General features: G+C 39.2%; 13 protein-coding genes. All 13 read left to right on the forward strand.

The window, feature by feature from the left end:
* Positions 1–56 precede the first annotated feature (56 nt).
* The 13 genes from J0A69_RS09305 to J0A69_RS09365 all read left to right on the forward strand — a co-directional run bounded on the left by J0A69_RS09305 (position 57) and on the right by J0A69_RS09365 (position 13333).
* Positions 57–770 carry a Crp/Fnr family transcriptional regulator gene (locus J0A69_RS09305; protein WP_206586285.1) on the forward strand — a complete coding sequence of 238 codons (714 nt, stop codon included), beginning with the start codon at positions 57–59 and terminating at the stop codon, positions 768–770.
* A 36-nt stretch (positions 771–806) separates the two neighbouring features.
* Entirely contained in the window at positions 807–1322 is a 516-nt protein-coding gene (locus J0A69_RS09310; protein ID WP_206586286.1) for a rhodanese-like domain-containing protein, read from the forward strand.
* 71 nt (positions 1323–1393) lie between these two features.
* Complete coding sequence (locus J0A69_RS09315; protein WP_236032769.1) at positions 1394–2233, forward strand: DUF547 domain-containing protein; 840 nt, start codon at positions 1394–1396, stop codon at positions 2231–2233.
* A 23-nt stretch (positions 2234–2256) separates the two neighbouring features.
* Positions 2257–3612, forward strand: a complete 1356-nt coding sequence (locus J0A69_RS09320; protein ID WP_206586287.1) for an NAD(P)/FAD-dependent oxidoreductase — start codon at positions 2257–2259, stop codon at positions 3610–3612.
* Positions 3609–5153, forward strand: coding sequence for a 4Fe-4S binding protein (locus tag J0A69_RS09325; protein WP_206586288.1), 1545 nt, complete (start codon positions 3609–3611; stop codon positions 5151–5153). Before J0A69_RS09320 ends, J0A69_RS09325 begins: the two co-directional genes overlap by 4 nt.
* Positions 5154–6623 carry a cellulose synthase family protein gene (locus J0A69_RS09330; protein WP_206586289.1) on the forward strand — a complete coding sequence of 490 codons (1470 nt, stop codon included), beginning with the start codon at positions 5154–5156 and terminating at the stop codon, positions 6621–6623.
* Positions 6613–7323: a glycosyltransferase family 2 protein gene (locus J0A69_RS09335; RefSeq protein WP_206586290.1), complete on the forward strand. Its 711-nt coding sequence runs from the start codon at positions 6613–6615 to the stop codon at positions 7321–7323. The genes J0A69_RS09330 and J0A69_RS09335 overlap by 11 nt, the downstream gene beginning before the upstream one ends.
* Before the next feature lie 11 nt (positions 7324–7334).
* On the forward strand, positions 7335–8210 hold the full coding sequence (locus J0A69_RS09340; protein WP_206586291.1) for a hypothetical protein: 876 nt from the start codon (positions 7335–7337) through the stop codon (positions 8208–8210).
* A gap of 131 nt (positions 8211–8341) precedes the next feature.
* A complete protein-coding gene (locus tag J0A69_RS09345; RefSeq protein ID WP_206586292.1) occupies positions 8342–9562 on the forward strand; it encodes a glycosyltransferase 87 family protein in 1221 nt (406 codons plus the stop codon).
* Positions 9552–10295, forward strand: a complete 744-nt coding sequence (locus tag J0A69_RS09350; protein ID WP_206586293.1) for a DUF6503 family protein — start codon at positions 9552–9554, stop codon at positions 10293–10295. The genes J0A69_RS09345 and J0A69_RS09350 overlap by 11 nt, the downstream gene beginning before the upstream one ends.
* Positions 10296–10321: 26 nt before the next feature.
* Positions 10322–11074 carry a DUF6503 family protein gene (locus tag J0A69_RS09355; protein ID WP_317194858.1) on the forward strand — a complete coding sequence of 251 codons (753 nt, stop codon included), beginning with the start codon at positions 10322–10324 and terminating at the stop codon, positions 11072–11074.
* Position 11075: 1 nt separating this feature from the next.
* Positions 11076–12299 carry a bifunctional alpha/beta hydrolase/OsmC family protein gene (locus J0A69_RS09360; RefSeq protein WP_206586294.1) on the forward strand — a complete coding sequence of 408 codons (1224 nt, stop codon included), beginning with the start codon at positions 11076–11078 and terminating at the stop codon, positions 12297–12299.
* Positions 12296–13333, forward strand: coding sequence for a glycoside hydrolase family 113 (locus J0A69_RS09365; RefSeq protein ID WP_236032770.1), 1038 nt, complete (start codon positions 12296–12298; stop codon positions 13331–13333). The genes J0A69_RS09360 and J0A69_RS09365 overlap by 4 nt, the downstream gene beginning before the upstream one ends.
* Positions 13334–13474: the final 141 nt, after the last annotated feature.

A 13474-nucleotide genomic window follows, 5' to 3' on the forward strand; every position in this document is an offset into this window, starting at 1 on the left:
TTACTTATGATTTATCTCAGTCTTTTTTTAACTTTTACCCAAATAAATAGCCAGATATGAGCGGACATGCATCAAATACACCATGTGAACTTTGTGCAAGTAGGAAATACTCCCTCTTCTCGGATTTGTCAGAGCAACAGGTTTGTACAATTTCGGATCACAAAAACCTGATTTCTCATAGAAAAGGTCAGATTCTCTATTATGAAGGCACAAATCCTTTGGGCATTTTCTGCATCAATTCCGGGGTGGTGAAAGTTTATAAAACCGCTTCCAATGGCAAAGAGCAAATTTTGCATCTTGCCCAAAAAGGGGATTTCCTTGGTTATTCTGCGCTCCTTGGAGAGGAAAATTATTCAAACTCTGCAATGATTGTGGAGGATGCCAAAATATGCTTTATTCCAAAAGAGGCTTTCCTAAATACACTTTTTAATAATACACCATTCTTCAAAAGAATCACCAAAGCCCTCAGCCATGAATTGGGTGTGATGGAGGAAAAACTCACAGATGCCACTCAAAAAAGCATCCGCGAAAGGCTTGCATTTACGATTTTACAGCTAGCCAATTCTTATGGTGTGGATGGAGGAGAAAATCAAAAAATAGATTTGATTTTGAGTAGGGAGGAGATTGCAGGTATCGTAGGAACAGCTACAGAATCAGTGATTCGTTTACTTTCTGAGTTCAAAAAAGATAACCTGATCGAACTGGATGGGAAAAAGATTATCGTGAAAGATAAAAGAGGCCTAGCTAGACTATCCGATTTTTACGCGTAATCTGAACCCAAAGAGACTTTCCCAAGTTGGAATGATATGAAATCCAATAATCATTTCGGTTCCATCCTTTCATACCTTTTTATCTTTGTCAGTTTCTTTCTGCTGTCAAATTTTTCTCTTGGTCAGTCCTTGGCCTACAGGACTCTCCTGAATGGATTATATGACAATAAATTTCCTGTAGTTCACCCAACTCAGATTAAAAGCCTTTCTAATTACCAGGTTCTCGACACTCGAGAGAAGGAAGAATATGAAGTTTCTCATTTGAAAGGTGCCAAATGGGTGGGTTATGATACGTTCAACTTAGAAAATCTAGAAGGTTTGGATAAAGAAAAACCCGTTTTGGTTTATTGCACAGTTGGAGCTAGATCCCAGGAAATTGGAAAGAAACTAAAAGAAAACGGCTTTAAAAATGTGTATAACCTCTATGGAGGAATTATCCAATGGTCTAATGATGAACTTCCATTATATAAGGATAGTATTCCCACAAATGAGGTCCATACCTATACAAAATCCTGGGGGATATGGTTGAATCATGGCAAGAAGGTCTATTGAAGAAATTCTTTGTCTTTGGCACGACAAATGGCTAAACAAGGTCATCTTCTCCCTAATCAAACTCGTAAGTGATGAAAAAAGAAATAATGAATCATATTAAAACTTATTTATTAGCCGGATTGGCATTCTTCTATTTGTCTTGCCAGAACTCCAATTCCGAAGTAAAAGGAAATTTAAAGGATGAAGCGAAGCCCGTTGAAATGAATTCTTCAGAAGCAGCGGAAGTAGTAAACGGCCCAAACCATCAACCTTGGAGTGATCTATTGAAAAAGCATGTCAACTCATCAGGAATGGTTGATTACGAAGGTTTTATTAAGGATAAAGCAAAATTGGAAGCCTATCTGAAAACGCTAAGCAGTGCTCGTCCAGATAAAAATACCTGGTCTCGAGAAGAACAATTAGCTTATTGGATCAATGCCTACAATGCCTTTACAGTGAAATTGATTGTAGATAATTATCCTACTAAAAGTATAAAGGATTTAGGTCCAGCCTTGAAAATTCCATTGGTCAGCGATGTGTGGCATTATAAATTCTTCCAAATTGAAGGGGAGGATTTCAGCCTAGATGAGATTGAGCATGGGATCTTAAGGAAGGAATTTGATGAGCCAAGAATTCATTTTGCAGTTAATTGTGCTTCTATTTCCTGTCCACCTTTATTGAATGAAGCTTTTTTTCCTTCGAAACTTGACCAGCAATTGAATTCTCAAGCTGTTGCCTTTATCAATGGCGGAGTCAGAAATAAAATCAGCCAAAATTCGGTACAGCTTTCTTCCATATTTTCTTGGTTCAAGGGAGATTTTACAGATAATGGAAGTTTGATCGATTTTTTGAACAAGTATAGCAAGGTAAAAATTGATAAGAATGCTAAAATCAGTTATTTAGATTACGATTGGAATCTGAACAAACAATAAGGTATTCTTAAAGCCAGATCTACATGAAAAATAATCGCCACGTTGTCATCATAGGCAATGGGATTTCTGGGGTGACTTGTGCCCGTCAACTGAGGAAATTGGACTCACATGTCAAGATCACTTTGATCTCTGGAGAGTCGAAATATTTCTTCTCACGGACGGCACTCATGTATGTCTACATGGGGCATATGAAATTCGAACATACCCAACCTTATGAACCCTGGTTTTGGGAAAAAAATAGAATCGATTTAGTTGAAGGTTGGGTAGAGTCGGTGGATTTTACTTCCAAAACCCTTCATTTTAAGTCTGGGGACAACTTAGCTTATGACGATTTGGTGATAGCCACGGGTTCCAAGCCGAACAAATTTGGATGGCCAGGTCAGGATCTAATGGGAGTTCAGGGATTGTATTCCAAACAGGATTTAGAATCGATGGAGTCACTCACAAAAGAAGGAGTCAATCGAGCGGTTATCGTGGGTGGAGGATTAATAGGAATTGAGATGGCAGAAATGCTCGCCTACAAGAAAATCCCTGTGACTTTTTTAGTCCGTGAATCTGGTTTTTGGAATAACATTTTACCAAAAGAGGAATCTGAATTAGTAGGTAGACATATCTTAGAGCATCATATTGACTTAAGACTTGAGGAGGAATTGGCAGAAATAATTTCTGATCAAAACGGTAGAGTTAAAGCTGTGAAAACGAAATCAGGAGAAGAAATCCTTTGCCAATTCGTAGGCTTGACTGCAGGAGTAAGTCCAAATATTGATTTTCTTAAAAATTCAGTTCTCGAGGTAAATCGAGGAGTAAAAGTGGATTTCCATTTCCAAACAAATATTCCAAATGTCTATGCAATTGGGGATTGTGCGGAATTCCATCAGGCTCCGGCGGAGGATAGACGTCCAATTGAGCAAGTTTGGTATACAGGTAGAATGCATGGCGAAACCTTGGCATATACGCTGAATGGTCAAGCCACCGCATATAAACCCGGCGTATGGTTTAATTCAGCCAAATTTCTGGACATTGAATATCAGACCTATGGGACAGTTCCTCCTATTTGGTCCGCAGAAGAAATAACTTCATTTTACTGGGAGCATTCCTCTGGGAAAGTAGCTTTTCGACTTTTGATGAATAAATCCGGTGAAATAAAAGGCGTCAATAATTTTGGTTTCAGATTGCGTCATGAGTTTTTTGATCGGGCGATCAAAGAAAAATGGAAGGGAGAAAATGTGATTTCTAAGTTAGAGAAAGCCAATTTTGACCCTGAGTTTTTTGCTCCCTATTATCTGGAAATTCAAAAGTCCTTTAATGCACAGTTTGGTACTTCTATCCAAACAAGTAAAAAAACTTTCATCCAAAAACTATTCGGAGCTAGCGTATGAAATTCATTCAAAAAATAGGGATACTCTTGTTTCTGATTGGAGTGATTGCGTTTTCGGTGATTCCTTTTCTGGGAACTTATACCTTGGAAAAAGAACAGGTCTTTTCACAAACAAAGGACATCCATCAGGAAAAAATGGTCGAAATCCTAGAGCCTATGTACGGGAAGGAATACAACTCTAATTTTTCATTTCTCAGTGATTTCAATACCAATTTTAATTCTTACAACGATGCACTAAAAGAGCAAGCTCTTTGGGATCAGGTGATTTGGGATGATTATAGTTTTCCCTTAGCCAAAGCAAGTTTGCACAGCCCTGTCAAAGATCAGCCCTTGCTGTTCTTGATGCTTTCAATCGGATTAGCTATGATCGGAGGATTACTTTACAATCTTCCTAAATATTCTGGAGAACCTGCCGGAATCAAAAACAATGGGATTTTTCATTCAGCTATGAAAAACCGCGGTTGGATGGGGATGATTACCGGTGCCTATTTGATTTTATTTTACATCATTTTGTACTGGTTTCCAGCCTACATCGTCAATCTCGTAGCAATGGTAGATCCAATCAGTATTTTGCTGAGTGGTAATCCTGCCAGTCAATGGTTTCTCTACGGCTTGATCTATACAATTGCGATTCTAGTGATGGGAATCCGCATGTTTCGAAAATACAGAGGGAATAAATATCAGCAACTCAGAACGGCTTCTGTCATGTTTTTCCAAACAGCATTTGCCTTCTTGATACCAGAGATTTTAGTGCTTTTTAATCAGCCCTATTTCGATTTTAAGAATATTTGGCCTCTAGATTATGACTTCTTCTATGCTTACCAAATCGACACATTTCTGAGCGGTGGAGGAGTAGGAATGTTTATGTTGATATGGGGGATTCTTCTGATTATCATCGGGGTTCCAGTTTTTACTTATTTCTTTGGAAAGCGATGGTATTGTTCCTGGGTGTGTGGATGCGGAGGTTTAGCAGAAACAGTTGGAGATCCATACAGACAGCTGTCTGATAAGAGTTTAAAAGCCTGGAAATACGAGCGTATAATCATTCACAGTGTTTTGGTTCTGGCTGTTGTAATGACTGTTTTGACGATTGCAAACTACTTTTCCGGATTCGGTTTGTTGGGAAATGTCACGAACCAGTTACATTCGTTCTATGGTTTTGCCATCGGTTCGGCATTTGCAGGTGTAGTCGGAACAGGGTTTTATCCATTCATGGGCAACCGAGTTTGGTGTAGATTTGGGTGTCCGCTAGCTGCTTATCTAGGACTTGTCCAGCGCTTCAAGTCAAGATTCAGGATTACTACTAATGGTGGACAATGCATATCTTGTGGCAACTGTTCTACCTATTGTGAAATGGGAATCGACGTGAGATGGTACGCACAGCGCGGCCAAAACATCGTACGATCCAGTTGTGTTGGCTGTGGAGTTTGCTCTTCTGTTTGCCCAAGAGGAGTTTTGAAACTCGAAAATGATTCAGAAGATGGCAGGATCAATGAATTGCCCATTATTATTGGAAATGATTCCATAAAGTTGAACGCCTAAATGATCTTTCTTTACCTTTTGATAGGGATATATGTACTGGGAATGCTGTTCATCTTTGTGTACAGTTTGGCCCAGGGAAATCTTTTATGGAATTTTTGGAAGGCCCGAAAAAAGTTAGCCAGCGCCTCTACTAAACATCTGGAAAATTGGCCAAAGGTGACGATGCAGTTACCTGTTTACAATGAACTCTATGTGGTAGAGCGATTGATTGAGGCAGTTTCCAAGATGAATTACCCAAAAGAACTTTTGGAGGTACAACTTCTCGATGATAGTACAGATGCGACTGCAGGACTGATTCTTGAAGAGATCAAAAAATATCCCGAAATCAATTTTCAATACATCCATCGAGTGGATAGATCTGGATTCAAAGCTGGAGCATTAAAAGCCGGTCTTGAAAAGGCAACAGGAGAGTTCATTGCAATTTTCGATGCTGATTTTGTCCCAGATCCGGATTTTTTGCTGAAGACTTTGCCTTTTTTCAGTTCTGAAAAAATAGGAATGGTTCAGACCCGTTGGACGCATCTCAATCGGAATTATTCCCTTTTAACACGATTACAAGCTTTTGCCTTAGATGCTCACTTTCTGATCGAGCAAATGGGTAGAAATAACCAACAAGCCTTTATCAACTTCAATGGAACTGGAGGAATATGGCGAAAGAGTTGTATTCTCGATGCAGGAAATTGGCATGATGATACCTTGACTGAGGATCTGGATCTGAGCTATAGAGCCCAGAGAAAAGGTTGGGAATTTGTCTACCGGCCAGAAATTGAATCTCCTGCCGAGCTTCCACCTATAATGTCTGCAGTCAAATCCCAGCAATTTCGTTGGACCAAAGGCGGAGCCGAATGTGCCGTGAAGCATATTCGAGGAGTAATGGGAGAAAAATTACCATTTCGGGTAAAATTCCATGCCTTCGCTCACTTATTTAATAGCAGTATTTTCATTGCCATTTTATTGGTGAGTTTTAGCAGTATTGGAGTTTGGTGGGCAGGGATTAAAGGCCTGATCCCAGAGTCCTTGTTCAAATTGGCGGGAGTATTTATGATCGGTTTCGTGATCATCGCCGGCGTTTATCTGGTTTCTTACTTCTATGCGAGAAGGTCTTTTATTAAAAGTTTGGGCCAGGTTTTTTGGCAGTTGCCTTTGTTCTTGTCCGTCTCGATGGGTTTGGCATTGCATAATGCGCAGGCAGTTTGGGAAGGACTTTCTGGTAAAAAATCCCCTTTTATCAGGACGCCAAAATTTAATTTAGAAGATGGAAAAAGAGGATTGAAAACCAACCCGTATATAAATTTCAGAATTCCAGTCACCACCTATTTTGAAGGCTTGTTTGCGCTTCTCTTTTGGGGGATGGTGTTTCTTCATTTTCAATGGAAAACCTTCGAAATGCTACCGTTTCACCTGATGCTTGCGATGGGGTATAGTTTGGTATTTATCACTTCATTCAAAGCTTATAGTCTTGGAAAATAATCCTCAATCACTTTCGGCAAAAATCATTGATGTTATTATTCCTGCATACAATGAGGAAAAGTCCATCCCTTTGGTGATTCGTGAGATTCCTAATTTTGTGAGGAATGTGGTTGTAGCAAATAATAACTCAACTGATCATACTAAAGAGGCAGCAGAAAAAGAAGGGGCTGTAGTCGTTTTTGAACCACAAAAAGGATACGGGAAGGCTTGTTTGACAGCGATGGATTGGATCAAGAACCAGGAAGTCCAACCAGACATCGTAGTTTTCCTTGATGGGGATTACAGTGATTATCCTAAAGAAATGACCGACTTGGTTCGGCCAATTATAAACGGTGAGGCAGACATGGTCATTGGATCCAGAGCTAAAGGACAGAAAGAAGCTGGCTCTATGACTTTCCCTCAGATCTTCGGAAATTGGTTGGCTACAACACTCATGCGGTACATTCAAAAAGCACAATTTTCTGATTTGGGACCTTTTCGAGCTATAGATTGGCAAAAGCTGCTTTCTTTAAATATGGTAGATCAAAATTTTGGTTGGACCATTGAGATGCAAATCAAAGCTCATAAAAAAGAGTTGCGGTACACAGAGATTCCTGTGAATTACAGAAAAAGGATTGGAGTTTCTAAAGTAAGTGGAACCGTAAAAGGGGTTATTGGTGCCGGATACAAAATAATTTTGACCATTTTTAAGTATTGGTAAACAGAATTAGGATGAGACAATTGACGATCATATTCATGCTTTTAGCGCTAGTAAGCTGTGGAGGAAATCCAAGAAGCGGTGTGGATGAAGATCAATTTTCCAGCTATTGGTATCAAGGAAAAGCAGAAATCAATGTTTTTGATCTGGAACAGTATCGCTACGGTGAGATGCGAGAGGGGACGGCTGTAATGATTTTTGTGACGGAGGATTTTTCGAGAAGAAAGCAGGTGAAATTGGATAATCCTCAGGAGGCTGGTGCTGATGCAAGGAAGGTCTTGAAATTGAATATGACCCGGGAATTTATCACGGGAGTGTATCCCTACAATACCATGCTTTCGGTTTTTACTCCGGTTTATGATGAGGAAAATGCCTTTAAAATCACGGCATCAATGACAGAATGGTGTGGTCAGTCTTTCACGCAAATGAATTGGAAAAATGGCTCATACAGAGCACAATTGTTTTCTTATTTCGAATCTGAAGGAGACCAGGAACTCAAACTAGAAGGACCTAGCGAAGATGAAATTTTTAATACCATTCGTTTGAATCCTTCGATTGTTCCAGAAGGAGATGTGAGACTTATTCCATCCTTGATTTTCCAGAGGTTTTCCCATATTCCTCTCAAAGTAGAAAGAGCTAAAATCACCAAAAGAAAGATCAGCGGAAATCAGGTGGAATTAAGCTTGGATTATAAAACTATCAACAGAAGACTTTTGGTGCGATACCAGGAGTTTTTTCCTTATGAAATACTTAGCTGGGAAGAGATCCAAAACAAACCAGATGGAAGCGTGGAGCGGACAATTGCCACACGAAGAAATATGGAAATGCTGGATTATTGGAATAAAAACAAACTTCAAGATGAAGAGCTGAGAAGGGCTCTTGGGCTTTGAAAATCAATTGGAAGCTGATTCTTCAGGTAATAATTTGGTTATGCCTGCTGATCGGTATTTTTTTACTTAGTCCTATCTCAAGGCAACATTTCTATACAACATTGATCGTATACACATGTTGTTTCCTCCTGATGTACATCTTCTACAGACTGGTTTCCAATTCAAAAAGTAAGTTTTGGTGGTGGTTTCTAGGAGGTTTAGCATTGCGATTCGTTTTGATTTTCTCTTTCCCCACTTGGTCCGACGATTATGCCAGATTTTTGTGGGATGGTGAGTTGGTTTCCATGAGCCAAAATCCATATAAAGAAACCCCTGAGAATTGGGTAGCTGAAAATTCTGAATCCAAGACAGCCTATTTAGATCACCTCTTTAGAGTGATGAATTCACCGGCTTACTATTCTGTCTATCCTCCATCCAATCAATTGATATTTTGGCTTGGGTCAATAGGGGCAAATCAAGATATCAAACAGGGAATTATTACGCTTCGAATTCTTTTGATTTTGGGAGAAATCGGGGTTTTTTGGCTTCTCTTTAGTCTTTTGCGAGATTCCCACTTAGGCAATAAATCAGTGATTTTATACTGGTTTAATCCTCTGGTGATTCTTGAGATTACAGGAAATCTACACTTCGAAGGATTGGTACTTGCAGCACTTCTGCTTTCGCTCTGGGCTTTGAAGCAAAGTAAATTGGCTGCTTCGGGTGCTTTTTGGTCTTTGGCAATTGGAATAAAAATCCTACCATTAATGCTTGGTCCTTCTTTGCTAGGGTCATCTGTTTTCAGAAAATCAAAGGTTTTTTGGGTGACTTCTGGACTTGTGCTTATCGCTTTGTTCTCACCTTTGATTTGGGATGGTTCTTGGGCAAATCTCTTAGAAAGTATTCGATTGTATCAAGGGAAATTTGAATTCAATGCATCAATTTATTACCTCTTGAGGGAAGTTGGATTTTGGATCAAAGGCTACAATACAATTGCAGTTTTGACCAAAGGACTAAGTATGCTGACCTTTGCTTCCCTAGTTTATTTGGCTTGGAAGAAACAACCCAAAACTTATTCTCAACTTGCTGGAGTTTGGACGCTCAGTTATTTGATTTACTTGATTCTTCAACCTGTGGTCCATCCTTGGTATATCATTCCTGCATTTGGCTTGAGTCTTTTGACTAAAATGAAATCTCTAGGCTTTTGGACTTTTTCGGTGATCTTCTCGTATCAAGCCTATGGCAATCCGAATAATTATGAAAACCCATGGTTTTTATTCCTTGAGTATGGAATAGTAGCTTTGGCCTTGATTTGGGATTATAAAGAGGGAAATTTTAATTTCAGGACTGATACATTGGCTATCCATGAAAAATAATTTAAGTACATATTCATTAATTGGAATTCTTTGTGGCTTAATGCTTTACTGTACCCCAAGTGCAGAGAAAAAGGCTAAAAACATCATTGAAAATTCCATTGAAGCCCATGGAGGTCAAGAAGCTTGGGACAATTTAGAATCCCTGAAATTTAGAAAAAAGACGAAGCTTTTACTTGAAGATGGATCTGTTGAAAGTGAGACAGATCAATGGATCCAGTTCCGAATGAAACCTTATTTCGAGGGCAGTATTTCTTGGGTAAGCGATAGTGTGGAGCACATTTCCGTTTTTGATGGAGCTCAGATGAAATACACCATGGGAGGAAATGCAGTTCAGAATTCAGATTTTTTGAAAAGTAAAAAGAAAGATTTTGATGCGGCATTCTATGTAATTGGTCAACCATGGAAACTTTTGGAGGACGAATCTGCCACACTCACCTACGGGGGTCAAAAAAATCTTGATTCGGGAAAACTTGTTGAAACAGTTAGAGTAAACTATGGGCCAGAGCAGGATGTATGGTGGTATTACTTTGATCCGGTTTCTTTTGAAATGGTTGGAAATGAAGTGCAATTGAAGGACCACAGAAGCTATCTTGAGAATAATTCCATGGTGAAAGCCGAGCCATTCTTGTTTTACGGCAAAAGAAGTAGCTATAGAGTTGATGAAAACGGCAAAAAGTTATTTCTAAGAGCGGAGTATGAGTATTCTGATTTTGAAATTAAAATTAGAGAATAGAATTATTAAAGAATAATTACCCTACAATGATGAAGAGTTTAATGCCCCTGATGATCCTATTGCTTTGTGGTTTATCAGCTTGTGACACACGTACTGAAGCCCAAAAAATTGTCGATAAGGCAATAGAAGCGCATGGTGGGAAAGCCTATGAAGACTCAAAGATTGAGTTTGATTTCAGAGACATGCATTATACGATCTATAAAACCCCCAGTACTTTTGAATACATCAGAGAGTTTTCTCATGAGTCAGGACAGGTCAAAGATGTATTGAATAACGCTGGTTTTACCCGAACTGTGAATGGGGTAGAATTAGACACTTTGAATGCAGAATGGATTGGCAAGTACACGCGATCTGTCAATTCAGTAGCCTATTTTGCTTTCCTTCCTTATGGGTTAAATGATCCTGCTGCAATCAAGACTGATTTGGGAATCACTGAAATCAAGGGTGAAGAATACCACTTGATCAAAGTAACTTTTCAACAAGATGGAGGAGGAGAGGATTTTGAAGATGAGTTTTTGTACTGGTTCGGGAAAGACGATTACCTGATGGATTACATGGCTTATTATTATTTGACTGATGGAGGAGGAGTGAGAATGCGATCCGTGACCGAAGTGAATGAAGTTGGAGGGATTCGTTTTCAAAATTACCTGAATCTGAAACCTGAAGTGGAAAAGACTCCTGTGGATCAAATGCAGCAATTGTATCTAGATGGTAAATTGGAAGTGCTTTCAGAAATAAATACGGAGAATATTAAGGTAGAGAAGCTTTCAAAAAAGTAGAATGAATCCTAAAAAACTGACATTTAAGAATCGAAAGGGGATTGAGCTTGCCGCTCATTTGTATGATCCATTGGATCAAAAACCCAGATTCTATGCAGTTTTTGCCCATTGTTTTACCTGCTCCCAAAATTTCTCTGCAGTTCGAAAAATCAGTACCTCATTATCACAGCAAGGTATAGCAGTATTGAGTTTTGATTTCACTGGATTGGGTAGGAGCGAAGGGGAGTTCGAACAAAGTAATTTCTCGTCAAACATCACAGATTTAATAGATGCAGCTGAATTTTTAGAAAAAGAATACGAGGCTCCAAGCATGTTGGTAGGACATTCTTTGGGAGGCGCAGCCGTTCTTTATGCAAGTTTTGAACTACCAAATGTCGAAGCAGTAGTGACAATTGGAGCTCCGGCATTCCCTGGACATGTCAAACATTTGTTTCAGGAAAGCCTGGATAAAATCGAAGAATTGGGAAATGCTGAAGTAAGAATTGGAGGAAGACCTTTCCGGGTTTCCAAAGAATTTATTGAGGATTTGGAGCAAAAGCCACTCGAAAGCATGCTGAAAAAACTGAAGAAATCCCTGCTAATAATCCATTCTCCTCAAGACGAAATTGTAGGAATAAATAACGCAGCGGACTTATATCAGGCAGCCATGCATCCCAAAAGTTTTATTTCATTGGATGGCTCTGATCATATGGTTTCAAAAGCAACGGATAGTGAATACCTGGGAGAAGTAATTGCGAGTTGGAGTAAGCGATATGTATTTATAAAAGTAGCGGAAGGTGCTGTTTTTGATTTAGGTGGAAATCAGGTAAAAGTCAGATTATCTGGACCAGGATATACTACCGAGATCAAAACTCCTTATCATCATTTGATTGCAGATGAACCATTAGAAGTTGGTGGAGATAATTTGGGGCCAAACCCATATGATTTTTTAATGGCTTCCTTGGGTAGTTGTACTGCTATGACTCTAAAAATGTATGCGGGAAGGAAAAATTGGCCACTTCAGGAAGTGACTGTTTTTTTAAATCATGACAAAGTGCATGTGAATGACAGTAAGAATCCCTCTGAAAAGGATTCCAAAGTCAGCCGATTTACAAGGTTGATTGAATTAGAAGGGGATTTGTCGGAAGAACAGCGACAAAGACTGCTTGAAATTTCGCATCGCTGTCCAGTTCATCGTACATTAGAGGAAGATATTGTTATTCAGACACTTTTGAAAAAAGCATGAAACCTTGGTATACCAAATATTTATTGAGTTCCCTCGCCATTTTTATAGCAATGGGTATGATTTGGTGGACCATTCCGGAAGAGCAATTGCTGGAAACAGCTGAAAAATGGAAAGGCGTCTGCTGGGTAGGGAGTAGAGCTCCTTTGGAAGGAAATGAGCTAAGAGCACTAAAAGCGACGGGTGCAAATGCTTTATCGCAAACTCCTTTTGGGTGGCAAAATGGCGTGAATAATCCTGAAATCCGATGGGAAGTGAATGCCGAAAGACAGTGGTGGGGTGAGACAGCAAAAGGAATCCAAGCAACGCATGATTCTTCGCAGGTATTGGGAATCATGAATATGCTGAAGCCTCATTTATGGGTAAGAGGAAGTTGGCCAGGTGAAATAGAAATGTTGGACGAGGGAGATTGGGAACTCTGGTTTGAGAATTATAGAGGTTTTATCCTCGATTATGCAAAGCTAGCTGAATCGCTGAAAATCCCGATGCTTTGTATCGGAACCGAATTAGAAAAAACTTCCCAACGGGAGGAAGATTGGAGAAAAGTAATTGCTCAAATCAGGAAAGTCTATTCTGGAAAATTAGTTTACGCAGCCAATTTCACAGAATTCGATAAAATCAAATTTTGGGATGAACTGGATTACATTGGGATTCAGGCATATTTCCCTTTGGCAGATAAACATAATCCTGGTTTAGAGGAATTAAAGGCTGGATGGGAAAAGCAAATGCCTAAAATCGAAAAGGTTGTTAGAAAATATAAGAAGCCAGTGATTTTTACGGAAATTGGCTATTGCAATACGGTTGATGCCGCGATTGAACCTTGGGTTTGGCCTAATGAAAGAATGGAAGTCGAATTTTCTGAAGCGGCACAGGCACGATGCTATGAAGCATTTTTTGAGTCGGCTTGGCCAAAGTCCTGGCTTGCTGGAGTGTTTTTTTGGAAGTGGTACCCCAATCGCCATGATAGGGAACCAGATTTTACTCCACAAGGAAAAGAGGCAGAAGCTGTAATGACAAAGTATTTCTCGATTGAATGAATAAAATCAAAGTTCTTAAATCGATTTGCTTTTAGGTCAATTAGTTAATAAAATTAAAATGTTAGCCCTTAAACTATTTAAGGCTTTTTTACTTAATATATTATAACTAAATAGCCCAACAGTAAGCTTTTTAGTAAACAA

Origin of the sequence: Algoriphagus pacificus (assembly GCF_017254845.1) — a bacterium.
Taxonomy (GTDB): Bacteria; Bacteroidota; Bacteroidia; order Cytophagales; family Cyclobacteriaceae; genus Algoriphagus; species Algoriphagus pacificus.

Bases quoted from the DNA above. Each gene is read 5' to 3' on its own strand.
- J0A69_RS09305 (WP_206586285.1), top strand. From the start codon at position 57: ATGAGCGGACATGCATCAAATACACCATGTGAACTTTGTGCAAGTAGG.
- J0A69_RS09310 (WP_206586286.1), top strand. From the start codon at position 807: ATGAAATCCAATAATCATTTCGGTTCCATCCTTTCATACCTTTTTATC.
- J0A69_RS09315 (WP_236032769.1), top strand. From the start codon at position 1,394: ATGAAAAAAGAAATAATGAATCATATTAAAACTTATTTATTAGCCGGA.
- J0A69_RS09320 (WP_206586287.1), top strand. From the start codon at position 2,257: ATGAAAAATAATCGCCACGTTGTCATCATAGGCAATGGGATTTCTGGG.
- J0A69_RS09325 (WP_206586288.1), top strand. From the start codon at position 3,609: ATGAAATTCATTCAAAAAATAGGGATACTCTTGTTTCTGATTGGAGTG.
- J0A69_RS09330 (WP_206586289.1), top strand. From the start codon at position 5,154: ATGATCTTTCTTTACCTTTTGATAGGGATATATGTACTGGGAATGCTG.
- J0A69_RS09340 (WP_206586291.1), top strand. From the start codon at position 7,335: ATGAGACAATTGACGATCATATTCATGCTTTTAGCGCTAGTAAGCTGT.
- J0A69_RS09345 (WP_206586292.1), top strand. From the start codon at position 8,342: ATGTACATCTTCTACAGACTGGTTTCCAATTCAAAAAGTAAGTTTTGG.
- J0A69_RS09350 (WP_206586293.1), top strand. From the start codon at position 9,552: ATGAAAAATAATTTAAGTACATATTCATTAATTGGAATTCTTTGTGGC.
- J0A69_RS09355 (WP_317194858.1), top strand. From the start codon at position 10,322: ATGATGAAGAGTTTAATGCCCCTGATGATCCTATTGCTTTGTGGTTTA.
- J0A69_RS09360 (WP_206586294.1), top strand. From the start codon at position 11,076: ATGAATCCTAAAAAACTGACATTTAAGAATCGAAAGGGGATTGAGCTT.
- J0A69_RS09365 (WP_236032770.1), top strand. From the start codon at position 12,296: ATGAAACCTTGGTATACCAAATATTTATTGAGTTCCCTCGCCATTTTT.